Origin of the sequence: Sorangium sp. So ce726 (genome assembly GCF_051521405.1) — a bacterium.
In the GTDB taxonomy this organism is placed as follows: domain Bacteria; phylum Myxococcota_A; class Polyangia; order Polyangiales; family Polyangiaceae; genus Sorangium.
The window spans coordinates 6,452,163-6,474,739 of record NZ_CP150349.1; the positions used below are offsets into that span (position 1 = coordinate 6,452,163).

A 22,577-nucleotide genomic window follows, 5' to 3' on the forward strand; every position below is an offset into this window, starting at 1 on the left:
CCCTCTCGTCGCGTGAGCGCTCAGGGGATACAGGTGCGCTCGAGCACACGCAAGACTGCGCGCTTCGTGCTCACACCGGTGCTCATGGGCTCCGTCCATGCGACGCCCACCCGCTCACCGGCGAGGGCCACGCTGGGAGAATCCTTTACGGGAAACACCCCATCCGACACCCGGATCCCTCGAGCAGAGGGCGCTCCGTCGGCGGCCAGCTTCACGAGGAGGGCTTGCCCCTCCACCTTGCCATCGTGGCCGACCCACGCCACGAGGGCCCCGTCGCCGCTCGGCGCGAGCGCGCGCCACTTGCCCTTGCCGATGACCCAGGGCGCCCCGCGCGGCCGCGCCTCGGCGTCCAGCGCGCGGGCGATCAAGGTGGCTCCCTCGCTCCAGACCAGCAGCGCGCCGGCGCTGCCCGTGGCCACGAGCCCGAGCCGCTGATCCCTGTCCGGTGTCTCCTGAGCGGCGCCAGCCGGTCGGTCGCCGCCCTGTCGCGTCGCAACCACGTGGGCATTCCCTTCCCTGCCCGCGGCGTCGAACCGCGAGGCCCGGATGCTCCCGTCCTCCTCGTCCTGCCAGGCGACGAGGTAGCCACCGGACGCGTCGGCAGCGACCGTCGGCCAGCGTGGCTTCTTGGCGCTTCGCGTGACCCCGACCGCCTTGAGCTGCGGCTGCGCAGGATCCAGCGGCGCGAACTGGAACACCCCCAGGCGATGGCGCTCCGGCCCGAAGGGCGCCGCTGCTACCAGGGCGCCACCTGGAGCGGGCGCGAGGGCCACATGCTCGCTGACCTCTCTCCCGATCGCGCCGACGCGCTGGATCTCCACCGGCGGGTTCGTCTCCCAGCGGGGCCGCGCATACGCGAGCCCCTCCGCGTCGAACCACGTGACCGCCCACGCGTCGCCCGAGGAGAAGATCCGGAGCCCTGCGTCTCGCGTGCTCGAGATCGCCCTCGCGCGAGCGACCTGCCGGGCCTCGCTATCGAAGCCGGCGAACGCGATCTGCGCGTCCCCTCCCTTGAGATCCACGAGCCACGCGGCGCCGAACGAGCCGTCGGCGCGCCCCGCGATCCCCATCCCCTCGCGCAGGATGTAGGTCGCGATATCACCCGACTTCGCCTTGCACCCTTCGAGGGAGCCGATGGGCACGAACTCCTGGACGCCGGTCCCTCGCGGCAGCTCGGGCTCGGCCGGCGCAGTGGCCACGGCGGGCTCGGTCGGGGCGCTCGACGCAGCGGCTGCTGCGAGGACCGCCCCCGAGCCGCTCGGACCAGGGGCTGCACTCGCGGCTCCTCCCGCTGAGGGGGAGGAGCGGCGATCACAGGAACTGCCGGAGATGGCGAGCAGTGACAGGGCCACGACTTTGGCAAGAGTCGTGGCTAGAGAAGCAGGATAAGAAGAGCGCTTGGTGCGAAGCAGAGGACTTGAACCTCCACGGGAGTTACCCCACTGGAACCTGAATCCAGCGCGTCTGCCAATTCCGCCAGCTTCGCGAGCGGGGACGGCATCACTACCTCACCCCCTCGCGTTCCGTCAAGCGCTGTGTCACGCCCCGAGCGTTTTTCTTCCGTCGACTGTTCCGTCCGTCGCATCCGTCACCTCCGTCGCGTTCCCGTCCTTCGCTTTGCCCGGGCCTCCTGGTTTCCTCCAGCTGCCAGCTGACCCTGGCGCGCGGTCTCCTTGCCGGGTTGGTTCCCCCGCTGACGCGGCAACGGTGCACGGCGAGGAGCGCCTGTGCTAGGGGAGCGCGCTCCCATGGCGGCCATCGGCTCACCTCCTCCCCTCCTTCTCTTCGTCGGCGTGCGCGCCGTCGACCCGGCCCAACAGCTCGACGACGTGATCGACGTCGTCGTGGAAGACGGCGTCATCACCCGGGCGGGACGCGGCGCAGCGACCGACGAGCTGCGCCGCGCCGACCGGGCCGAGATCATCCAGGGCGATGGGCTCCTGCTCCTCCCCGCGTTCGTCGATCTCCACGCCCACCTCCGCGAGCCCGGGCAGGAGTACAAGGAAGACATCGCCTCCGGGCTGGCCGCCGCGGCGGCCGGCGGCTTCGCCCACGTGTGCGCGATGCCGAACACGCGGCCCGTCAACGACACCCGATCCATCACCGAGGCCATGATCGCGCGAGCCCGCGCGATCGGGGGGCCCTCGCTCCACCCCATCGGCGCGATCACGATGGGCCAGAAGGGCACCGAGCTCACCGAGATGGCCGATCTCAAGGACGCCGGCGCCGTGGCGGTCTCCGACGACGGCCGCTGCGTGACGTCGAGCTCCGTCATGCGCCGCGCGCTCGAGTACGCGAAGACCTTCGATCTCCCGATCATCCAGCACGCCGAGGACCACGCGCTCACCGACGGGGCGCAGATGCACGAGGGGGCGATCTCGACGCGGCTCGGCCTCCGGGGCTGGCCGCGCGTGGCGGAGGACATCATCGTCGCGCGCGACGTGCTGCTCGCCGAGGCCACCGGCGCGCGCTACCACGTCGCGCACATCTCGTCGCTCGGGGCGGTGCGCATCCTCCGCGAGGCGAAGGCCCGCGGCATCGCCGTGACCGCCGAGGTGACGCCGCACCACCTGACGCTCACCGACGCCGCCGTGCTCGGCTACGACACGGCGTGCAAGGTCAACCCGCCCCTGCGTGAGCAGGCGGACGTCGACGCGCTCCGCGAGGCGCTCGCGGACGGCACCATCGACGCGGTCGCGACCGACCACGCGCCCCACTCCACGCTCGAGAAGGACTGCGAGTTCGCCGAGGCGTCGCCCGGCCTCATCGGCCTCGAGCTCGTCGTCCCGGTCCTGCTCGACCTCGTCCGCCAGGGCGCCCTCCCCCTCGGGCGGCTCGTCGACGCCCTCACCCGCGCCCCCGCCCGCATCGCGCGGCTCGAGGCGCCCACGATCAAGGCTGGCGCCCGCGCCGAGCTCTGCCTCGTCGATCCGAACCTGAGCTTCGTGCTCGACCCGGCGCGCCTCCGCTCGAAGAGCAAGAACACGCCGTTCCTCGGCCGGCAGCTCACGGGCCGCGTCAAGATGACGCTCGCCTCGGGGCGGGTCGTCTTCGTCGACGGCGAGGGAGCGGCGACATGAGCTCGCGCAAGGTCCATTTCGTCAGCCTCGGCTGCCCCAAGAACCGCGTCGACTCCGAGGTGATGCTCGGCGTCGCCCGCGCGGCCGGCTACGCGCACGTCGACGACGCCGCCGAGGCCGAGGTGATCGTCGTCAACACCTGCGGCTTCATCGGCGAGGCGAAGAAGGAGTCGATCGACGCCATCTTCGAGATGGCGCAGCACAAGGAGCACGGCAGCTGCAAGCGCCTGGTCGTGGCCGGCTGCCTGTCGCAGCGCCACCCCGAGGAGCTCGCCCGCGAGATGCCCGAGGTCGATCACTTCCTCGGATCGAGCGACATGCTCAAGCTCGGCCGTGTGCTCGCGGGCGACGCGGAGCGGATGCTCGTCGGCAACCCCGCGGAGTGGCTGATCCACGCCGGCGATCCGCGCACCCTCTCGACCCCCGGCGGCAGCGCTTACGTCAAGATCGCCGAGGGCTGCAACCGCACCTGCTCGTTCTGCGTGATCCCCGACCTGCGCGGCGCGCAGCGCTCCCGGCCCATCCCGGACGTGGTGCGCGAGGTGGAGCAGCTCGCCGCGGCGGGCGTCCGCGAGATCAACCTCATCTCACAGGACACGATCGCCTACGGCCGCGACGCGGCCGGCCGCGCCGAGGACGGCGCGCGCGCGACGCTCGCGCAGCTCGTCGAGCGGGTCGCCGACGTGCCCGGCGTGCGCTGGGTGCGGCTCTTCTACCTGTACCCCGAGACGATGACCGACGACCTCGTCGACCTGCTCGCCGGCCACCCGCGGGTCGTGCCCTACGTCGACATGCCGCTCCAGCACGCCGCCGACGCGATGCTGCGGCGAATGCGGCGCGGCCACGGCGGCGATCGCCTCCGCCGGGTCGTCTCCACGCTGCGTGAGCGCGTCCCCGACCTCACGTTCCGCACCGCGTTCATCGTCGGCCACCCCGGCGAGACGGACGCCGAGTTCGAGGAGCTCTGCGACTTCGTGCGCTGGGCCGAGTTCGAGCGCGTCGGCGTGTTCCGCTACTCCGACGAGGAGGCGAGCCGCAGCTACGAGCTCGAGGGCAAGGTCCCCGCGCGCACGGCCGCGAGCCGCTACCGCCGCCTCATGACGCTGCAGCGCCGCATCTCGCACAAGAAGAGCGCCGCCATGATCGGCCGCGAGCTCGAGGTGCTCGTCGAGGGGACGAGCGACGAGCACGAGTACGTGCTGATGGGCCGCCACGCCGGTCAGGCGCCCGAGATCGACGGACAGGTCTACCTCTCCGGCGGCGAGGTCCGCCCCGGCGAGATGTGCCGCGTCCGGATCACGCAGGCGAGCGACTACGATCTCGTCGGCGAGCTGCTCGACGACGAGGAGAGCGGGCGCGGCGCCGGGCTCCCCCCGGCCGCGGATCTCGGCGCCGTCACGGCGAAGCGGCGCGTCGCCCTGCGCGTGCTGCAAACCGATGGACGCGAGCGCCAACAGAATTGACGGTCCGGCGATCGGGTCGCGGCGCGATCGCTGAAAATCCCGCTGCATCAGGGCGCTCCACGGCGGAGGGGGCGCGGCACACGGTGTGCTATGACGCCGTGCCGTGCCGATGCTCCGCCGCGCTGCGCTTCACCTCGCCGTCGCCTTCGCGATCTCGCTGCTCGCCGGTGCGGCGTGCCTGAGCCCGACGCTGCCGCTCCCCCCGCCCGAGCCAGCCGACACGATGCGGCCCGTCGCAGACCGCGAGGGGGTGTGGCAGATCTCGGGCAACTGCAGCCCAGGCGCGCGCGTGAGCCTCTTCAACGAGCGGACGCAGCGGGGCGTGATCGAGGACGACACCGACAGGAACGGCCGTTACCTCCTCGAGATCGAGGCCCAGGTCTGCGACACCCTGCTCGTATGGCAGGAGCTGGAGGGCAACGAAGGCGAGGAGAGCGAGGCGCAATCGTTTGTCGTCGAGGAGCGCACACCGCTCGGCGTCGTGAACGACGCCTGCCCCTGAGGGCGCGACGAAGCCCCATGCGCCGAAGTGGGATAGTGACGATGCGGTGACGTGACGACGCGGCGCGACGCGCCCGATGGCCGCTATCGACGCGTGAGCGGAGCATCGTGATAGGGTGTTGGCGTGATGGCGTCGAGCCCGCCGAGCATCCCGCAGAACGCCACCCGGGTGCTGGTCGTCGATGACGAGCCGGGCCTCCGCCAGGTGCTCCACATTGCCTTCCACCGTCAGGGCTACGAGGTCGTGGTCGCGCCCGGAGCGCGCGCCGCCATCGAGGCCATCCGCCAGAACCCGCAGCCGTTCCCGCTCATCCTCACCGACCTCGTGATGCCCGACGGCTCGGGGATCGAGGTGCTCACGGCCGCGAAGGCGCGGAGCAACGCGACCGAGGTGATCGTGATGACCGCGCACTCCACGGTGGAGAGCGCGCTCGACGCGATGCGCCACGGCGCGTACGACTTCGTGACCAAGCCGTTCTCGCCGGCCGAGCTCACCGCGCTCGCCGCGAAGGCGCTCGAGAAGAGCTCGATCGTCGCGGAGAACCAGCGCCTGCGCGCGCAGCTCGAGCGGCTCGATCTCCCGTCGCGCGAGCCGCTCGGCACGAGCGCCGCGATGCAGCGGATCGCCGAGCTGATCGCCAAGATCGCGCCGACGCGCACCACCGTGCTGCTCACGGGCGAGAGCGGGACCGGCAAGGAGCGGGTCGCCCGCGCGATCCACGACCAGAGCGATCGCGCGGCCAAGCCGTTCCTTGTCGTCAACTGCGGGGCGCTCCCGGAGGCGCTCATGGAGAGCGAGCTGTTCGGCCACGAGAAGGGCTCGTTCACAGGCGCCGGCGCGCGCTCGATGGGGCTGTTCCGGGAGGCGGACGGCGGGACGCTGCTCCTCGACGAGATCGGGGAGCTGCCGGCCGCGCTTCAGGTGAAGCTCCTCCGCGTGCTCCAGGAGCGGAAGGTCCGCCCGGTCGGCGCCGCCGCGGAGATCTCGGTGGACGTGCGGGTCCTGGCCGCGACCAACCGCGACGTGGAGGCCGAGGTCCGCCAGGGCCGGTTCCGGCAGGATCTCTACTATCGGCTGAACGTCATCCGCATCGAGCTGCCGCCGCTGCGCGAGCGCCCCGGGGACATCTCGCGGCTCGCCGAGCGCTTCCTCCGCCGCTTCGCCGCCGAGCTCGGCAAGGACGTCCGCGGCCTGACGACGGACGCGGTGCGCGCGCTCGACACCTACGGCTTCCCGGGCAACGTGCGCGAGCTCGAGAACATGATGGAGCGCGCGGTGGCGCTCGCCGGAGGGCCCACGATCGGCCTCGGTGACCTCCCGAGCGCCGTCGCCGGCCTCAGCGCGAGCCCGGCGCCGCTGCTCGCGCAGCTCCCGCCCGATGGGTGCGCGCTCGACGAGGTGATCGGCGAGGTCGAGCGCCGGCTCATCCTCCAGGCGCTCGAGCGCACCGGCGGCGTCCGCAAGGCGGCCGCGAAGCTGCTCGGCGTCTCGTTCCGGTCGCTGCGCTACCGCCTCGCCAAGCACGCCCTTGCCGCCGATGGGGAGGGAGACGACGACCCGGAGGGAGGATCCCGACGAGAATCGTCACCGCCGGGCGCCCTGCAGTGACGGTTTTCGTCACCGCCGCAAAAGAACACAACCCCACACCTCCGGCACCCTGCCCTCCTCACCTCAAGGAAAACCGAGGCAACTCATGAGCTTCTCGCGCAACTCGAAGACGACGCCGCGCCGCGCTCTCCTTGGCACGTCACCTGCTGGAGCGTCAGGGCACATGCGGAGCACGCGGCGACAGCGAAGCGCAGCGAGGCGAGCGTTCACGCTCGTCGAGCTCCTCGTCGTCGTCGCGATGGTGGGTGTCCTCGCGGCGCTCGCCCTCGTGGGTTACCGCAGGTACATGAACGCGGCGGGCATCGCCGAGCCGAAGGCGGTCATCCAAGGCATCCGCGGTGCGCAAGAGTCCTACAAGGCCGAGATGCTCGTGTATCTCGACGTCTCGACCACGCTCGAATCATGGTATCCTGCAGGGACTCTCAACGATCGGAAGCGCGGGTGGGGCGGCGCGGGTGACGGCCAAGCCAACTGGCGTCTGCTCAACGTTTCGACGGACGGCGCGGTCCGTTTCGGGTATGCGACGAAGGCCGGCGTGGGCAACGCCTTCAGCGTGACGCCGAACGCGGGCTTCACCTGGGCGGGAATCCCCGGGAACCCGTTGACGAACACGAACTATCTGCCCAACGGGCCCTGGTATGTCGTCCAGGCGGCCGGCGATAGGGACGAGGATGGAACGCTGGCATTGCTCCTGACGGCATCCACGATGGCCGAGATCTACTGGGAGAACGACGCGGAGTAGAAGAAGGTTCGCCTCGGCGTGGCGCGGAGAGCGCCTGTCCGTGGCAGAGGTTTTCGCGCTGCGGGCCGGCCGAGCCCGCACCAGGCGACATCATGGTCAGTCTCGGCAAAGCATCCAATTAAAGAAAGCATCACGGAGGATCGACACTCATGCGTGCAATCAAGCGATATGACAGGAGAGGCTTCACGCTCGTCGAGCTCATGATCGTCGTTGCCATCATCGGCGTCCTCGCCGCGCTGGCGATCTACGGCGTGCGCCGGTACCTCGCGACCGCGAAGACGTCGGAGGCCAAGAACACGGTGGGCGCGATCACCCGCGGCGCCGCCGCCGCCTACGAGCGGGAGACCTCCGCCTCGCAGATCCTGGCCGGCGGTGGCACCTCGGCGGCCGCGAGCCACGAGCTCTGCGACTCGGCCGCCGCAGCGGTTCCGGCGGCCATCCCACAGGGCACGAAGTACCAGCCGAACTCGGCCGCGGGGCAAGACTTCAACAACGGCAGCGCGGTCCTGGGCTGGCCGTGCCTCAAGTTCACGATATCGCAGCCAATCTACTATCAGTACCAGTATCTCCGGGGTGCGAACAACACCCACGCCGCCCTCACGGGCGCGCCCGCGGTGGGCGCCGGGCTGCTCGGCTTCGAGGCGAGCGCCGTCGGCGACATCGACGGCGACGGCACCGCGTTCAGCGGCTTCGCCCGCGGCGGCACCATCAGCAACGGCGAGCTGGCGCTGGCCACGCAGGTCTTCGTCAACAACGAGTTCGAATGAGACCTCCCGGCTGCCCGGCTCACATGAGCCGGGCAGCCCCGGTCCATCGGCGTCGTCTGCGAGCGGAGAGGGCGTGTTATGTCGAGCACGACAGCGGTCCGTGGACGAGCCTTCACCCTCATCGAGGTCATGATCGTTGTCGCGATCGCCGGCGTGCTCGCCACGTTGGCGATCTACGGCGTGCGCAGCTACCTCGTCACGGCGAAGACGGCTGAAGCGAAGCAGGTCGTCGGCGCCATCACCCGCACCGCGATCGCCCAGTACGAGCGCGAGCGCGACGTCTCGCAGATCCTGCCGGCCACGGGCGTCGCCTCGGCGAACACTCACCTCCTCTGCACCTCGGCGACGCCGGTCCCGCTCCTTCTCGCGTCCGTCGAGGGGAAGAAGTACCAGCCGAACGATACGCCGGGCGTCGACTTCAACTCGGGCTCGACGCTCGCGGGCTGGCAGTGCCTCGGCTTCTCGATCAGCCAGCCCATCTACTTCCAGTACTCGTACCAGGTCGGCGGAAGCTACGTCAGCCAGGGCCTGCTTGGCGCTCCCATCCCCGGACCGGACGGCTTCGAGGTGGGCGCGGTCGGGGACCTGAAGGGCGACGGGCGGAGATACACGATCGCCCGCACCGGAGAGGTGCGCGACGGCGAGATCGCGACCAGTACGGCGATCTACACGAACATCGACTCCGACTGATGCGAACCGTGCCTTCCTCGCGCTTGTTCGATCGCGGAGGGGTGAGGTAGAGAGGAGCCCATGACCTGGCGCTCCTGGAGCGCGCTGGAGCTCAGCGCGGCCTTCGCGGTCGGCGGCAGCGTCCTCGCCGTCGCCGTCCCCGCGTTCTTCCGAAACCTCAGCGCATCCAAGCTGAGCGAGCCCATCGAGGGGCTCGACCGGCTGGTGACGAGCGCGGTCGCCTACGCCGAGTCGCGGCCGCAGGAGATCAGCTTCCCCCCGCCTGCCCCGCTGACCCCGGCGCAGGTGCCGCGCGGCATGCGCGCGGTCGATCCGCCCGAGTCGTGGGAGCACCTCACGTGGCGGTCGCTCGATTTCCGCTTCGATGGGCCCCACGCATTCTCCTTCCAGTTCACGAGCGAGCTCGACGCGTCGAAGGCCATGCGCTTCACCGCGACCGCGCACGGCGACCTCGACGGCGACGGCGTGCTGTCCACGTTCGAGGTGCGCGGCGAGCGGATCCCCGGGGAGCCAGCCCGCGTGCTGCCGGGCATGTTCGTGGACCGCGAGGTGGAATGATGGGGGACCCTCCGGCGCCCGGGGCGGGGCCTCCTCCGGCAGCCCGCTCGCTCCTCGCCCGCCTCGCAGGCGCGCGCGAGGCGCTCGTCGCTGTCGCGCTCTCCGCCGCCGCCGCCGTCGCCATCGGGAGCGTGCGCGCGCCGGCCGCGGACCTGGAGCAGCGGGTCGCCGAGACCTCCGACGTGTACGTGCTGCCGCCGACGGACGAGGTGGTCCGCCTGTCGCTCGGCTACCGCTCCGCGCTGGCCGATCTGCTCTGGTCGCACGTGCTCGTCTCGCAGGGCCTGCACACCATGGAGCGGCGCCGGTTCGAGAACCTCACCCTGCTGCTCGACGCCATCAATGCGCTCGACCCGACCTTCCGCGACCCCTGCGTGAGATCATGGAGCGCGGGGTCCAGAACCGCCCCCTCGACGGCGAGATCTGGCTCGCGCTCGGCCAGTTCGTCGGCTTCATCGCGCCGGCCACGTACCTGACCGATCCCGAGGAGAAGGCGCAGTGGCGCCTCGATGGGGCCCGGATGCTTGCGCGCGCCGCGGAGCTCGGCGGCGGCGACGCGAACATCAGCTGGCAGGCGCTCGGCGGCGCAGGCATCCTGGGGCGCGCCGGCGAGCGAGAGGCGCAGATCCGGTTCCTCCAGCGCACGCTCGCCGTCACCGACGACGAGGAGCTCAAGCAGAAGATCCGCGGGCAGCTCGACAAGCTCCTCGACGCGCGCGACGCAGAGAAGTACCGCCGGCGCCTCGACGGGTTCCGCGAGCTCTGGCGGCACGATCTGCCGTTCGTCAGCAACACCGCGATCCTCGTGCTGGGCCCCCCGCGCGACCCGGCGTACTGCGCCGGCGGCGCGCACGCGGACGAGCCGCGCTGCGCGACCACCTGGCGCGCCTGGGCGGAGCGGGTCGAGGGCGAGCGGTGAGCTGCCTCGGGCGCTGAAGCAGCGCGCGCCGGACGCCGGCACGGCGCCCGGGCGTCCCCGGAACGGGCGGAGTGAACCGCCGGAGGCAGCAAGGTCAGAGCCATGCAGCGCCCGGACTCGCTGGCTGGCTCGTCCGGGTGTCCCGCGTCCCTGACGGCTCTCCCAGCGTCCCTGCCGGCTAGTCGTTCATTCGAACTTGACGGCCGCGGTCTTGGTCTCGCCTGCCTTCAGCGTGACGGTGACCGACTTCTTCCCGAGATCCGGATGGATGAACATCACCGTGTGCGACCCAGCAGGGACGCTGACGCCCACCTTGGGCGTGCTCCCCAGCGGCCGCCCGTCGAGGACCACCTTCGAGACCGGGATCGAGTTGATGTTCAGCGTCGCACCGCCAGCAGCAGCCGCGGGCTCCGGCGCTTCCGCCGGCGCTTCCGCCTTCGGCGCGGCAGCCACAGGCTCCGACTTCGGTGCGGCCGGCTCCGGAGCAGGCGCGGGCGCGGGCGCGGGCGCGGCGGCGGCCGGCTCGGACTTGCGCGCCTCGTCGAGCGCGATCCGGATCGTCTTCTCGGCCTGCCCGTCCTCGAACGAGATCGCCTGAGAGAAGTCCTGGTACCCCTTCTTCGTCGCGACGAGCTTCCAGCGCTCGGACGCGGTGATATCGACCTTGACCGGCGGCTTCTTCCAGGCCGAATCGGGCAGCTTCTTCTCCGTGCCCTTGGCGCTGACCAGCTTGACCGAGGCGCCCGACGTGGCGAGCTCCAGCGTCACCTGCCCCTTCAGCACCTTGAGCGCGACGGCGCCGAGATCCTTCATCTGGCCCTGGCCGACCTCCACCGTCTGCTCCAGGGGCGCGAAGCGCTCGCCGCCGTCGAAGCGGATCTTGTGCTCCCCCGGCGGCACGCTGACCTCGACGGGGAGCGCGCCCTTCTCCTCGCCGTCGATGAAGACCTTCACGCCGGGCGCGCCCGACGCCTTCACGCCGGTCGGCGTCGGCGCGCTAGAGGAAGACCGCTCCGCGCTGGCCGCGTCGAGCGTGATCACGACGACCTTCTCCTTGCCGCCCTCGACGATCTCGACGGCGTCGCGCGGCGGGAAGTCGGGGGCGAGGATCTTGACCACCTTCGAGCCGGGCTCGAGATCGCGCACGACGCAAGGGACGGTGTCGCAGCGCTTCTGGCCGTCGAGGAAGATCTCGGCCCGGTCGACGGAGCCGCCGCTCGGGGCCTTCAGGTCGATCGTCAGCGCGCCCTTCTTGGGCACCAGCATGACCACCGCCAGGATGAGCACGGCGATCAGCGCGAGCCCGCCGAGGAGCACGCCCGCCTTGCCGGCGCCCTGCTGCACCACGTGGCGCGGGCGGATCTCCGTCGGCTCGTCCTTGCGCGACAGCGCGCGGAGCCCGAGGTCCGGCGGCATCGCCGGCGCGGGCGGGGCGCTCGGGATCGGCGGCGGCGCCGGGACGGGGGTGCGCACCCGCGAGGCCGACGCCGCGCCGCCAGAGCTCGCGACCAGCGCCGCGGCCGCCTTCGGGATCGCCGGCGAGCCCGCCGCCGGCAGCGCGCTCGAGCGCCCATGATTGTAGTCGTTCCCCTGCTTGTCGTAGACGTGGGTCGACTCCTCGTCGTCGTCCCAGTTCATGTCGACTGCGGTGCCCTTGGCCGAGCGAGGCTTCGCGTCGTCACCCGCCTTCTGCGGCGGCTTCACCGACGGCAGACGCACGGGCGGAGGGACCACCGGAGGCAGCGAGCCCGGGCCCCCGCCGACGGGCGCCGGCGGCAGCGGGCTCTTCGACGGCAGGGCCGGGGCGCTGATCGCGGGCAGGGACGGCTGGCGCGACCGAGGCGCCACCACGGGCGGCAGGGAGCCCGACTTGACCGAAGGAGGCATCGGCGGCGGAAGCGACCCCGGGCTCGTCCCCTTCGCTGACACGGGCGGCGGAAGCGACGCCGGACCGGTCCCCTTCTGCGTCACGGCCGGCGGCGGGAGCGACGGCGGCGGGAGCGACGGCGGCGGGAGCGACGCCGGACCGGTCCCCTTCGCCGGCACGACCGGCGGGAGCGACGCCGGACCGGTCCCCTTCGGCAGCACGGGCGGTGGAAGCGACCCCGGGCTCGCCCCCTTCGACGGCACGGGCGGCGGGAGCGACGACGGGCCGGCCCCCTTCTGCGTCACGGGCGGCGGAAGCGGAGACGGCACGCCGCTGGGAAGCGTCGCCGCATGGTTCGGAGGCGGCGGCACCGCCGCGCCGACGAGGGTGCGCGACCGCGCAGGCGGCGAGGGAGGCACGAGGGCGGGGCTCGTGGCGGGCGACTTTTTCTTCGCGAGCCCCTCGAATACGTCCAGATCGCTGCCGCCCTTGTTGTCCGCCATGTTCGAGAACTCCTCAGGATATGCGGCGCCGTTCGTCGCGGCGTCCCGGAAACGATCGCGCATGCTCCGCGCGACGAGCGTGAACTCGATGTACAAGCGCTCGTCGCGGGCGAGCTCGGAGCGCGCTAGAATCCCCTGATCCGCTGCAGCGTACCGCTGGTCCGGTGACTTCGCGAGCGCCATCGGGAGGATCTCGGCGGCAGCGAGGCGCCCCGCACGCCGCGATCTCGCGCGGATCCAGCGCTCCACCGCCGGCGATGCGGCGCGCGACGTCCGCTGCGCGCGCGACGTCCGCTGCGCGCCGCAATACGACGCCGCGCCCCATCCGCCCGCGAAGCGCGCGCGCGCCCCCGCCCAGCGAGCCCACGCAGATCCGCGCCGAGATGTCGCAAGCTCCGAAGGATCGCAATCGATGCACCGGCCGCCGTGTATTAGTCGGTCGGGCCGCCAGCGCACAAGCGCCTACTGCACGTCAGGGAAGGGCCGGGGCGCCGCCGCGCTCAGTGATCGCCGTCTGCCGTTTCCTCTTTCTTCGGCTTTTTGAAGTACCGAACGCGCTTCTGCTGCAGCGGGTACCAGACGCTGTGCGGAACGATCGGTGTGGATTCGAACATCCGGCCAGCGCCAGGCGCCTCGGCGCGCGTGAGCCGGATGGCGCGCGGGCCTGACGGCGGATGGACGGCAGCGCCGGAGAGATCGGTATCGCCGCCCAGGGCCACCGAGAGCGGCCGGGGAAGGTAGATCCGCGAGGAGCAGCCGAGGCCCGCCAGGAAATCCTGGAGCAGCTTGGCGTCGCGCGGGTCGGCGGGCGCCGGGGGTGGCGCCGATGCGTCCGGCGCCAGCGCGGCGTCCGGTGCGCTGGACGGCCCCGCCGCGGCCCGCTCGACGTAGATCAGCATCCCGTCCTCGTCGTTGACGCCCAGCGCGGCCACGGCCCTCGCGCTGCCGAGCGCCCCCGTCGCGATCCGGACCGCGCCGCGCACCGGGGAGGTCGGCGAGGCGGAGAAGGACCCAGCCGAGTGCCAGATGCTCGACCCCTCGCCCTGCCCCGCGCCGGGCGCCGCGGCGCCGTCGCTGAAGAGCGCCACGGTCGCTCCCGCCCCGGCCGGCGGGGGCGCCCCGGGCTCGCCCAGCGGCGCGGCCGTGACGGTCCGCGGGTCCACCTTGAGCACCCGCAGCCGGACGTCGGGACGCGCGGGATCGGGGCGGATCTCGGTGATCGCGAGCGCATAGGGGAAGCCGTGCTGCGGCAGCCCCTGGGTGCGCCAGGCGCCCTCCCCCGCCACGGCCGGCGCGGCGCGTGGGGCGAGGGGCGGCCCCGGCAACAGGTGCCGCAGCGTCATGTAGAAAAAGTCGCGCGCCTCCCGCCGGATATAGCGGGGGAAGTTCATCAGGCCCATGCCGCGGATGAGCCGGCGGCCCCGGAACCGGTAGCCCGAGAGCCCCGAGACATCGCCCTCGGTCTCCCATTCCCCCTGGAGCGGGCGCCCCAGCGGCGGCAGCTCGCCGCTCGGCGTCACACGATAGAACTCGAGCCCGCTGTGGCCCGCGTTCATGTCGAGCGCGATCCCGTAGGAGCAGCGGGCCTGGATCATCGCCTGGGCCAGGGCCTCCGGGCTCACGTCGGCGCCATAGAAATAGGCGACGAAGCGCTCCCGGGTCAGGCAGATGCCTGTCCTGACCGTGTGCGTCTTGTCGGCCCACCCGGGCGGCGTGCCTCCCCACCACGTCCGGCCGAAGGGATTCCATTTCTCGTCCTCGACCATGACCGTCATGTTCTGGCGGAACGACAGCATCCATTCGGGGACGCTCTCGTCCTCCGACCAGCTCCCGAAGACGGTGCTGCCATCGCGCCGGACGGCCACCGTCGCGGCGTAGGGCTTCGGCGGCAGGTACATCACCCCGTCGGCCATCATGCCGAACTCGCCGTGCATCGCCTGGAAGCCGGCGTTCGACGCGGCGACCACGCGCTTCATGACCTCGGGCGTGCGCGGGATCAGCCCCGGCCCGGCCTCGCCCGTCGCGCCCTTGGGCTCCACCGTGCCCGCCATCATGTGGAGCTCCACCTGGCGCGGATCCCAGAGCGCGATGTAGACGCGCGTCGCCTTGCGCGAGCGGTCCGTCCGGAGGAACGTTGTCATGAACGCTGGCGGGAGCCCGTCGAGCTGGCGCACGAAGGCGTCGCCGCCCTGCGGGTTCCACTGCCCCTCCCCGGGCAGCGGCGGCGTCACCCACGGCTCGAGCGGCGCTGGCGGCCAGCCGATCTCGGGATCGATCGGGATCTGGCGGACAGGCGGATCCAGCGCGCTCTGGCCGAGGTCCGCGGCGATGTCCTCCTCGCCGGTGTCGCCCGTCACCGCCTCCTTGTTGCGGAGGACGAAATCGAGCGCCGTGAACGCCACGGCCTTGACCGTCTGCATCGCGGCGTCACCGATCACGAGGCGCACGCGGTCGACCGCCCAGGTGACGAGGTTCCCCGGCCGCGCGACCTCGGACGCCTCGGCGCGGATCCACGCGGGCAGCGCCGCGTCGTCGTCCGCGCCGCGCACCGGCAGACGGGCCTCGCGACCGCCCGCGCGGACGACGACCGCGCGGTCGTCCTCCAGGGCGACCGCGACGTCGCCCGCGTCCGGGCCGCGGCGGCTCCGCGGCTCCTCCGCGCGCGGCTCCTCGGCGCCAGGCTCCTCGGGGTGCGGCTCCTCGGCGCCGTTCTCCTCGCTGCGGGCGAGGTCGATCGCGAAGGTCCGCCGGCCGATCCCGCGCAGGCGGCCTGTCGCCTGCCAGCTCGTGACGGCGTGCTGGAGCCGCTCGACGAGCGACCAGTCCGCGCCGCCCGTGAGCTCTTGCCCGTCCAGATCGAGCACGTGCACCGTGGGCGACGCGGCCTCGATCAGCGGGCGCGAGACGTAGGCGAGGGCGTCGCCGCGGAGCACGGGCTTCGACTCGTCCGCGCCGCTCGTCTCGGTGAGGTTGTGAATCGCCGAGACGTCGAGCAGGACGCCCTCCGGCGAGAGCCTCGCGTCGACGAGGTACAGGTCGGTGGGCTCCCCGCGCTCACCGCCGGCGCGCACGCCGCGCGCGATCGCGCGCGCGTCAGCGCCGAACGGGCGGAGGCCGCCGCGCGGCGGATCCACCCACACCACGTCGCTGGCCGCCGCGGCGATGCCCCGCTCCGCGAGCTCCGCAGCGAGCGCGGTCGAGCGGTCGCGAGCGCCTCCGCCGACGGCGGGCGACATCGCCACGGCCGCGGACGCGCAGAGGACGAGGATGCCGATGCGCTCGCGGCGCAGGAAGGGCGTTTTCGGGGACTCCATTCGCGAACAACGCGCGGAGGGGCGGGGCTCTTGCCCGGGCCGTCGAGAACGACTGGACGCGCGCGCGGCAGCCGTTATCACCGTTTTTGTACCGCGGCCAGGTTCGGGGGCGCGCGGCGCTAGCGTCCGCCGAACCGGCGGTGCTACATCGGGCGCGCCCATGTCGAACGCTGACTCGCCCCCTCTCCGCCGCGACGAGGCGCTGACGATAGCGCGCCTCGCCCACCTCGACCTTTCCGCCGAGGAAATCGAGCGCCTCACCGGTGATCTCGGCAACATCCTCAGCTACGTCCGGCAGCTCGAGGAGCTCGACGTCTCGGCGGTGCCGCCGACGGCGCACGTGCAGATCGAGCGGCTCCCGCTCCGCGCCGACGAGGAGGCGCCGAGCCTGCCGCGCGAGGTGGCCCTGCGGGAGGCGCCGCGGGTCGAGGACGACGGGTTCGCCGTTCCGGCGTTCGTGGACGAGGGGTGACGCCGATGGACACAGCGATCCTCGATCGATCCATCCCGGAGCTCGCGGCGCTCGTGCAGCGCGGCGAGGTGAGCGCCGAGGAGGTGGCCAGGGCCGCGCTCTCGCGCATCGAGCAGCGCGACGGCGCGCTGGGCGCCTTCCTCACCGTGCAGGGGGAGCAGGCCGTCGCGGCGGCGCGCGCGCTCGACGCGCGGCGCGCGCGGGGCGAGGCGCTCGGCCCGCTCGCCGGCGTGCCGATCGGGCTCAAGGACGCGCTCTGCACCGAGGGCGCCCCGACGACCGCCGGCTCGAAGATCCTCACGCGGGCGGCGGCGGGCGCGGACGGCGCGTCGAGGTCGCCCGACCCGGCGCGCGGGTTCCGCCCGCAGTTCGACGCGACGGTCGTCGCCCGCCTGCGCGAGGCCGGCGCGATCCTGCCGGGCAAGTGCAACATGGACGAGTTCGCGATGGGCTCGTCGAACGAGAACAGCGCCTTCGGCCCGGTGAAGAACCCGTGGGACCCGTCGCGCATCCCCGGCGGCTCGTCCGGCGGCAGCGCGGTCGCGGTGGCGGCGGGGATGACGCCCGGCTCGCTCGGGTCCGACACGGGGGGCTCCATCCGCCAGCCGGCGAGCCTCACCGGCGTCGTGGGCATCAAGCCGACGTACGGCCGCGTCTCCCGCTACGGCCTCATCGCGTTCGCCTCGAGCCTCGACCAGATCGGGCCGTTCGCGCAGGACGTGAAGGGCGCGGCGCGCCTGCTCGAGGTGATCTCGGGCCGCGATCCGCGCGACGCGACGAGCCTCGACGCCCCGGTGGGCGCCTACGAGGCCGCGTGCGGCCGCGACGTCGCGGGGCTGCGCATCGGGGTGCCCGAGGAGTACTTCGCGAAGGGCATCGACGCGCGGGTCGAGGCGAAGGTGCGGGAGGCGATCGAGGGTCTGCGCGGCCTTGGCTGCGAGATCAAGCCCGTGCACCTGCCGCACACGCGGTACGCCGTGGCGGCCTACTACATCGTCGCGACCGCCGAGGCGTCGTCCAACCTGGCGCGCTTCGACGGCGTGCGCTTCGGGCTGCGCGTGGAGGGCGACCGCGGCGGGAAGGCGGACCTCCAGGCCCTCTATGGCCGGACGCGCGGCGAGGGGTTCGGCCGGGAGGTGAAGCGCCGGATCCTGCTCGGGACGTACGTGCTGTCCGCGGGCTACTACGACGCGTATTACCTGCGCGCGCAGAAGGTCAGGACGCTGATCCGGCGCGATTTCGACGAGGCCTTCCGGGAGGTGGACCTCATCGCGGCGCCGGTCTCGCCGACGGTCGCGTTCCGGCTGGGGGAGCGGGTGGACGACCCGCTGTCGATGTACCTGGCCGACGTCTACACGCTGCCCGCCAGCATGGCCGGGCTGCCCGCGATCAGCGTCCCGTGCGCGACCGCGCAGGCGCCGGACGGCGGGCCTCCGCTGCCCGTCGGCCTGCAGCTCATCGGCCCTGCGCTGGAGGAGGCGCGGCTCTGCCAGGCGGCCTACGCGTGGGAGCAGATCTCTCCGGTGCGCGGGCTGCGCGCGTCGATCGCATGACGGGCGGAGCGCGCCGATGAGCTCCGCGATCACCGTGGCGGCGGCCGGCCCCGAGCACCGCTCGGGGCTCGAGGCGCTCTTCGAGGCCGCCGGAACGCCCTGCTACTGCCGTTACTACCACTTCGGCGGCACCAACAACGAGTGGCTCGCGCGGTGCTCGGACGGCCAGGGCGAGAACCGCCGGGAGTTCGCCGAGGCGCTCGCCTCGGGCAGCGACGAGGCGCGCGGCGTCGTGGCGCTCGCGCCGGAGGCGCCGCACGTCGTCGGGTGGCTCAAGGTCGCGCCCGCGGCGGCCGTGGCGAAGGCGTACGAGCGCCGCCTGTACCGCGGGCTGCCGTGCTTCGCGGGCGATCGCACGGGCGTCTTCCTGATCGGCTGCGCCGTCGTGCACCCGGGCCACCGGCGGCGAGGCGTCGCGACCGCGCTCGTCGCGGGCGCGGTGGAGCTCGCGCCCGCCTGGGGCGCGCGCGCCCTCGAGGCCCTGCCACGCCGACCGAAGGAGCCGGTGAGCGACGAGGAGCTGTGGACCGGCCCGGTCTCCGCGTTCACGAGGAACGGATTCGCCGAGGTGCACGCGTTCGAGCCGTATCCGGTCCTGCGCCGGGTGTTGTGACAGCGCCGCGGCGAGCCCCGGCTGGGTTCGCGCTTCGCTTGCGTGCGCCGGCCGACCAGGTAGTGTCGCGCCCCGCGCATGGCTCCCACGTCCGAGCACCCTGAAGCCGCGGCCCACGACGCCGCCGAGCGGAGCTCCGCCGCCGGCGCAGATCACGCTGCGCCTGCCTCCTCCGCTGGCGCGGCCACGACCAGCGCGAGCGAGCCCCCGGCGTCCGCAGCGGCGGAGGCCTCGCCGACCAGCCGGCGCGCGTCGTCCAGCCCGAGAGGCCGGGTCATCGCGCTCACCGGCGCAGCGTCCTTCCTCGGGCGCAACCTGATCGGGATCCTCGAGGAGGACCCGCGCATCGCGCGCGTGGTGGCCATCGACATCAAGCGGCCGGACACGGGCGGCTCCAAGCTGCGCATGCACACCGTCGACCTGACGGAGCCCGCGTCCGAGGAGCGCGTCGCCGAGGTGCTCGCGGCCGAGCAGGTGGACACGCTCGTCCACCTCTGCTTCCTCTCGTCGCCCACCCCGGCGACCGCCTGGGCCCACGAGCTCGAGTCGGTCGGCACGATGCACCTGCTCCACGGGGCGCGCCAGGCGAGCCTGCGCAAGCTGATCCTCTGGAGCCAGACGATCCTCTACGGCGCGCACCCGACCAACCCCAATTTCCTCACGGAGAAGCACCCGCTCCGGGCGGACCCGGACGAGCGCTTCTTCGCGGACAAGATGGCCGCCGAGCGGGAGCTCAACGCCTTCGGCGCGAAGGCCAAGGGCACGACCGTCACCATCCTGCGGACCGCGCCGATCCTCGGCCCGACCGTCCAGAACTACGTCACCCGCTTCCTGGCGCGGCGCCTGGTCATGACGATGCTCGGCTTCGATCCGCTGTGGCAGTTCATCCACGAGGTCGACGCCATCGCCGCCTTCAAGCTGGCCATCGACAGCGATTTTCCCGGGACCTTCAACATCGTGGGCGACGGCGTGCTGCCGCTCTCCACGATCGTGCGCCTCGCGGGCCGGACGGCGCTCCCGGTGCTGCACAGCGCCGCCGGGCCGCTCGTCTCTGCGCTCTGGGCTGCGCACGCGGCGATCGCCCCGCCCAGCTTCCTGCGGTACCTGCGCTATCTCTGCGTGGCGGACGGCGAGAAAGCGGCGCAGGTCATGGGGTTCCGGCCGGTCTACACGACGCGCGAGGCGTTGCTCGACTACACGAGCGCGCAGCGGCTGCGGGACGTGCGCCTGCTGCAAGAGACGCCTGCGTGATGCGGTTCGGGGGGTGAGCGATGGGCACGGAGCACGATCGAGAGCTCGAGGAAGCAGGGAACGGATCGCCGTCGACGCGCGGGCGCGCCGATCGGACGGGGCCCAGGCAGGTCGTGCCGAGCGCCGACGTCGAGGACGACGAGGCCCGGTACCTGGCGCCGATCGGCCCGACGGAGCCCTCGGACGGGCGGAAGACGCAGTCGTCCGAGGTCCACGCCCCGGTCGTGCCGGTGACAGCCGAGGAGCTCCAGCGCCAGATCGGGGAGCTCGAGGCGCGGCTCAAGCGGATGCTCGCCGGGGGCCCATCGCCCGACGCGAGCGGCGCGGCGGGAGGTGTGCCCGAGACCGTGCGGAGCCCGCGCCAGGGCGGAGCGCCCGCCGCGTCGGCCGGCTTCGCCAGCGAGCCGCCGCTGTCCGAGCCCGGGACGGCGCGCGATGTCCTGTCGACCGACTTCTACCTGCGGCAGTGGGGCCGCACCGGCCTGCGCCGCCGCTCGGAGGAGGTCGACGAGTTCGGCTTCGATCCCAAGTACGAGGCCCGGTACAGGTCGCTCTTCGACTTCCTGCACAGGTACTATTTCAGGATCGATATCGAGGGCATCGAGCGTATCCCCGCCGAGGGGCGGTGCCTTGTGGTGTCCAACCATTCGGGCGGGCCCATCCCCTACGACGGGCTCATGCTGCGGGCCGCGGTGCGGCGGGAGCACCCGGCGCGGCGGGAGCTCCGCTGGCTGGCCGACGATTTCGTGTACTACCTGCCGTTCGCCGGCACGATCATGAACCGGCTCGGGGCCGTGCGGGCCTGCCAGGAGAACGCCGAGCGGCTGCTCGCGGGCGAGCGGCTCATCGCGGTCTTCCCCGAGGGCGTAAAGGGCAGCGGGAAGCTCTACAAGGACCGCTACCAGCTCCAGCGGTTCGGTCGCGGCGGCTTCATCCGGCTATGCCTGCGCACGCGTACGCCGCTCGTCCCGTGCGCCATCGTCGGGGCCGAGGAGACGAACCCGCTGTTCTATCGGGTCGAGCACCTCACGCGCGCGCTCGGCATCCCGTACCTGCCCATCACACCCACGTTCCCTGCGCTCGGGCCGCTGGGCCTCGTGCCAGCGCCCACCAAGTGGAAGATCCGCCTGGCCGATCCGGTGCGGTTCGACGCGTACGGCCCGGAGGCGGCGGACGATCAGATCCTGGTGCGGCGCCTCGCGGAGCGCGTGCGCGCGACGATCCAGGGGCTCATCGACGAGACCCTGGCCACCCGGAAGTCGATCTGGTTCGGATGAAGCGATCTTCCGAGGCGAATCCTCACTCCATGCCCGAAAACACAACCGAAGGGGATCCTCCCGCCGAGCCCGAGCGAGCGACAACCAGGGGCGCGCGGCCGGAGGGCGTGCTGGTGATCGACAAGCCGCGCGGGCCGACGAGCCACGACGTCGTGGCCCGCCTGCGCCGCGCCCTCGGCGTGAAGCGCATCGGGCACGCGGGGACGCTCGACCCGATGGCGTCCGGCGTCCTCGTGGTGCTCGTCGGCGAGGCCACCAAGCTCGCCCCGTACCTGACCGCGCAGGACAAGCGCTACACGGCGCGCGTCGTCCTCGGCGTGGGGACGGACACCCTCGACGCGGACGGGGAGATCACCGCGACGCAGCCCCTGCCGCCGTGGCTCGACGCGGAGCTCGACGCCCTCGCCGGGGCCGGCGGGCCTGCCGGCGGTGAGACGCTGGCGCGCTCGGCGCCGCGCATCGCCGCCGCGATCGACGCGGAGCGGGCGCGGCGGGAGCAGGCGCCGCCGGCCTACTCGGCCATCAAGGTCGCCGGGCAGCGCAGCTACGCCCTGGCGCGCGCCGGCCAGGCGGTGGAGCTGTCGGCGCGGGCCGTCGAGGTCCGGTCGCTCGAGGTGACTGGCGCCTCGCGCGGCGGGCTCGGTGCGCCGGCTGCCGGCGCTGCGCCAGCTGCGGGCGCTGTGCTGGCCGCGGGCGCTGCGCCCGCCACCCTCGATCTCGATCTCGGGGTGAGCAAGGGCTATTACGTGCGCTCGCTGGCGCGCGACCTGGGCGCGCACCTCGACGTCCCCGCGCACCTGTCCGCGCTCCGCCGCACGGCGAGCGGCAGCTTCACCCTGGAGCAGGCCGTGTCCCTCGACGCCGGCGCCGAGGCGCTGCGCGCGTCGCTGCGCCCGCTCGCCGACGCAGCCGCCGCGAGCCTCCCGGTCGCCCGCCTGACCGAGCACGGCGCCCGCCGCGCGCGCATGGGACAAGCGCTCACCGAATCTGACTTCTCCCTAGCTCCTGCGCACGCCGGCGCCGCTGTATGGCTCGATCCGGATGGCGGTGTTGTGGCGCTTGGCGCCGCCGAGGTCGCCGATGAGAACGCCGCTGATGGCCTTCCAGCGCCATCGCCGACTCGATTTTCCGTCCTGCGCGGCTTTTCTGGAGCGCCCGACATGCGTGGGAATGCTGCTAGATAAGAGAAACCCACAACACACGGCAATTCCCTGGACTTCGGCAGATCTACGGCGCATGTCACTGACAGCGCTCGGCAGGATCGGTCGAGCTGGGGAGTTCGCCGGCCGAAAAGACCAGCAAAGACGCGTGGTTCCATCATATTCTGGGATTTCGCGTCCCGGTCCGGTTGCGCTCCCCTCGCCTGTTCCGTTACGATTCGTCCGTTAGGAGCCTCTG

19 protein-coding genes and 1 tRNA gene are annotated in these 22,577 nt (G+C 72.5%); 16 read left to right on the forward strand and 4 right to left on the reverse strand.

Annotated elements, in window-relative coordinates; translation table 11 throughout:
• Positions 1-20 precede the first annotated feature (20 nt).
• Positions 21-1,199, reverse strand: coding sequence for a hypothetical protein (locus tag WME79_RS23990; protein WP_437539335.1), 1,179 nt, complete (start codon positions 1,197-1,199; stop codon positions 21-23).
• A 200-nt stretch (positions 1,200-1,399) separates the two neighbouring features.
• Positions 1,400-1,486 (reverse strand) — tRNA-Leu (locus WME79_RS23995).
• A gap of 262 nt (positions 1,487-1,748) precedes the next feature.
• Between WME79_RS23995 and WME79_RS24000 the strand changes: the two genes are divergently transcribed.
• The 10 genes from WME79_RS24000 to WME79_RS24045 all read left to right on the forward strand — a co-directional run bounded on the left by WME79_RS24000 (position 1,749) and on the right by WME79_RS24045 (position 10,329).
• A complete protein-coding gene (locus tag WME79_RS24000; protein ID WP_437539337.1) occupies positions 1,749-3,080 on the forward strand; it encodes a dihydroorotase in 1,332 nt (443 codons plus the stop codon).
• A complete protein-coding gene (gene rimO / locus WME79_RS24005) occupies positions 3,077-4,543 on the forward strand; it encodes a 30S ribosomal protein S12 methylthiotransferase RimO (RefSeq protein WP_437539339.1) in 1,467 nt (488 codons plus the stop codon). The genes WME79_RS24000 and rimO overlap by 4 nt, the downstream gene beginning before the upstream one ends.
• Positions 4,544-4,652: 109 nt before the next feature.
• The gene (locus tag WME79_RS24010) at positions 4,653-5,045 is read left to right on the forward strand and encodes a hypothetical protein (RefSeq protein WP_437539930.1); all 393 of its coding nucleotides are present in this window, start codon (positions 4,653-4,655) and stop codon (positions 5,043-5,045) included.
• A gap of 126 nt (positions 5,046-5,171) precedes the next feature.
• Positions 5,172-6,653, forward strand: a complete 1,482-nt coding sequence (locus tag WME79_RS24015) for a sigma-54-dependent transcriptional regulator (protein ID WP_437539932.1) — start codon at positions 5,172-5,174, stop codon at positions 6,651-6,653.
• 85 nt (positions 6,654-6,738) lie between these two features.
• Complete coding sequence (locus WME79_RS24020; protein WP_437539341.1) at positions 6,739-7,395, forward strand: type IV pilin protein; 657 nt, start codon at positions 6,739-6,741, stop codon at positions 7,393-7,395.
• Between the two features lie 149 nt (positions 7,396-7,544).
• Positions 7,545-8,162, forward strand: a complete 618-nt coding sequence (locus tag WME79_RS24025) for a type IV pilin protein (protein WP_437539343.1) — start codon at positions 7,545-7,547, stop codon at positions 8,160-8,162.
• 78 nt (positions 8,163-8,240) lie between these two features.
• Entirely contained in the window at positions 8,241-8,852 is a 612-nt protein-coding gene (locus WME79_RS24030) for a type IV pilin protein (RefSeq protein WP_437539345.1), read from the forward strand.
• Positions 8,853-8,912: 60 nt separating this feature from the next.
• Positions 8,913-9,410 carry a hypothetical protein gene (locus WME79_RS24035; RefSeq protein WP_437539347.1) on the forward strand — a complete coding sequence of 166 codons (498 nt, stop codon included), beginning with the start codon at positions 8,913-8,915 and terminating at the stop codon, positions 9,408-9,410.
• Positions 9,407-9,886 carry a hypothetical protein gene (locus tag WME79_RS24040; protein ID WP_437539349.1) on the forward strand — a complete coding sequence of 160 codons (480 nt, stop codon included), beginning with the start codon at positions 9,407-9,409 and terminating at the stop codon, positions 9,884-9,886. The genes WME79_RS24035 and WME79_RS24040 overlap by 4 nt, the downstream gene beginning before the upstream one ends.
• Complete coding sequence (locus WME79_RS24045; protein WP_437539351.1) at positions 9,793-10,329, forward strand: hypothetical protein; 537 nt, start codon at positions 9,793-9,795, stop codon at positions 10,327-10,329. Before WME79_RS24040 ends, WME79_RS24045 begins: the two co-directional genes overlap by 94 nt.
• Before the next feature lie 186 nt (positions 10,330-10,515).
• Here WME79_RS24045 and WME79_RS24050 read toward each other — a convergent pair whose 3' ends face one another.
• Entirely contained in the window at positions 10,516-12,882 is a 2,367-nt protein-coding gene (locus tag WME79_RS24050; protein WP_437539353.1) for a PEGA domain-containing protein, read from the reverse strand.
• A gap of 317 nt (positions 12,883-13,199) precedes the next feature.
• Complete coding sequence (locus WME79_RS24055; RefSeq protein ID WP_437539355.1) at positions 13,200-16,013, reverse strand: hypothetical protein; 2,814 nt, start codon at positions 16,011-16,013, stop codon at positions 13,200-13,202.
• 160 nt (positions 16,014-16,173) lie between these two features.
• Between WME79_RS24055 and gatC the strand changes: the two genes are divergently transcribed.
• From gatC to WME79_RS24085, 6 genes are all read left to right on the forward strand, one after another.
• Positions 16,174-16,485 (forward strand): Asp-tRNA(Asn)/Glu-tRNA(Gln) amidotransferase subunit GatC, encoded by a 312-nt coding sequence (gatC, locus tag WME79_RS24060; RefSeq protein ID WP_012236913.1) that lies wholly within the window; start codon positions 16,174-16,176, stop codon positions 16,483-16,485.
• Between the two features lie 5 nt (positions 16,486-16,490).
• Positions 16,491-18,038 (forward strand): Asp-tRNA(Asn)/Glu-tRNA(Gln) amidotransferase subunit GatA, encoded by a 1,548-nt coding sequence (gene gatA, locus WME79_RS24065; RefSeq protein ID WP_437539357.1) that lies wholly within the window; start codon positions 16,491-16,493, stop codon positions 18,036-18,038.
• A 16-nt stretch (positions 18,039-18,054) separates the two neighbouring features.
• Entirely contained in the window at positions 18,055-18,651 is a 597-nt protein-coding gene (locus WME79_RS24070) for a GNAT family N-acetyltransferase (protein ID WP_437539359.1), read from the forward strand.
• A gap of 78 nt (positions 18,652-18,729) precedes the next feature.
• Entirely contained in the window at positions 18,730-19,902 is a 1,173-nt protein-coding gene (locus WME79_RS24075; protein ID WP_437539361.1) for an NAD-dependent epimerase/dehydratase family protein, read from the forward strand.
• Between the two features lie 20 nt (positions 19,903-19,922).
• Positions 19,923-21,179, forward strand: coding sequence for a lysophospholipid acyltransferase family protein (locus WME79_RS24080; protein WP_437539363.1), 1,257 nt, complete (start codon positions 19,923-19,925; stop codon positions 21,177-21,179).
• A gap of 29 nt (positions 21,180-21,208) precedes the next feature.
• Positions 21,209-22,363, forward strand: a complete 1,155-nt coding sequence (locus WME79_RS24085; protein ID WP_437539365.1) for a tRNA pseudouridine synthase B — start codon at positions 21,209-21,211, stop codon at positions 22,361-22,363.
• Positions 22,364-22,577: the final 214 nt, after the last annotated feature.

Excerpts from the sequence above, each read along its gene's own strand:
- WME79_RS24000 (WP_437539337.1), top strand. The coding sequence starts at position 1,749 with ATGGCGGCCATCGGCTCACCTCCTCCCCTCCTTCTCTTCGTCGGCGTG.
- rimO (WP_437539339.1), top strand. The coding sequence starts at position 3,077 with ATGAGCTCGCGCAAGGTCCATTTCGTCAGCCTCGGCTGCCCCAAGAAC.
- WME79_RS24010 (WP_437539930.1), top strand. The coding sequence starts at position 4,653 with ATGCTCCGCCGCGCTGCGCTTCACCTCGCCGTCGCCTTCGCGATCTCG.
- WME79_RS24015 (WP_437539932.1), top strand. The coding sequence starts at position 5,172 with ATGGCGTCGAGCCCGCCGAGCATCCCGCAGAACGCCACCCGGGTGCTG.
- WME79_RS24020 (WP_437539341.1), top strand. The coding sequence starts at position 6,739 with ATGAGCTTCTCGCGCAACTCGAAGACGACGCCGCGCCGCGCTCTCCTT.
- WME79_RS24025 (WP_437539343.1), top strand. The coding sequence starts at position 7,545 with ATGCGTGCAATCAAGCGATATGACAGGAGAGGCTTCACGCTCGTCGAG.
- WME79_RS24030 (WP_437539345.1), top strand. The coding sequence starts at position 8,241 with ATGTCGAGCACGACAGCGGTCCGTGGACGAGCCTTCACCCTCATCGAG.
- WME79_RS24035 (WP_437539347.1), top strand. The coding sequence starts at position 8,913 with ATGACCTGGCGCTCCTGGAGCGCGCTGGAGCTCAGCGCGGCCTTCGCG.
- WME79_RS24040 (WP_437539349.1), top strand. The coding sequence starts at position 9,407 with ATGATGGGGGACCCTCCGGCGCCCGGGGCGGGGCCTCCTCCGGCAGCC.
- WME79_RS24045 (WP_437539351.1), top strand. The coding sequence starts at position 9,793 with ATGGAGCGCGGGGTCCAGAACCGCCCCCTCGACGGCGAGATCTGGCTC.
- WME79_RS24050 (WP_437539353.1), bottom strand. The coding sequence starts at position 12,882 with ATGGCGCTCGCGAAGTCACCGGACCAGCGGTACGCTGCAGCGGATCAG.
- WME79_RS24055 (WP_437539355.1), bottom strand. The coding sequence starts at position 16,013 with ATGGAGTCCCCGAAAACGCCCTTCCTGCGCCGCGAGCGCATCGGCATC.
- gatC (WP_012236913.1), top strand. The coding sequence starts at position 16,174 with ATGTCGAACGCTGACTCGCCCCCTCTCCGCCGCGACGAGGCGCTGACG.
- gatA (WP_437539357.1), top strand. The coding sequence starts at position 16,491 with ATGGACACAGCGATCCTCGATCGATCCATCCCGGAGCTCGCGGCGCTC.
- WME79_RS24070 (WP_437539359.1), top strand. The coding sequence starts at position 18,055 with ATGAGCTCCGCGATCACCGTGGCGGCGGCCGGCCCCGAGCACCGCTCG.
- WME79_RS24075 (WP_437539361.1), top strand. The coding sequence starts at position 18,730 with ATGGCTCCCACGTCCGAGCACCCTGAAGCCGCGGCCCACGACGCCGCC.
- WME79_RS24080 (WP_437539363.1), top strand. The coding sequence starts at position 19,923 with ATGGGCACGGAGCACGATCGAGAGCTCGAGGAAGCAGGGAACGGATCG.
- WME79_RS24085 (WP_437539365.1), top strand. The coding sequence starts at position 21,209 with ATGCCCGAAAACACAACCGAAGGGGATCCTCCCGCCGAGCCCGAGCGA.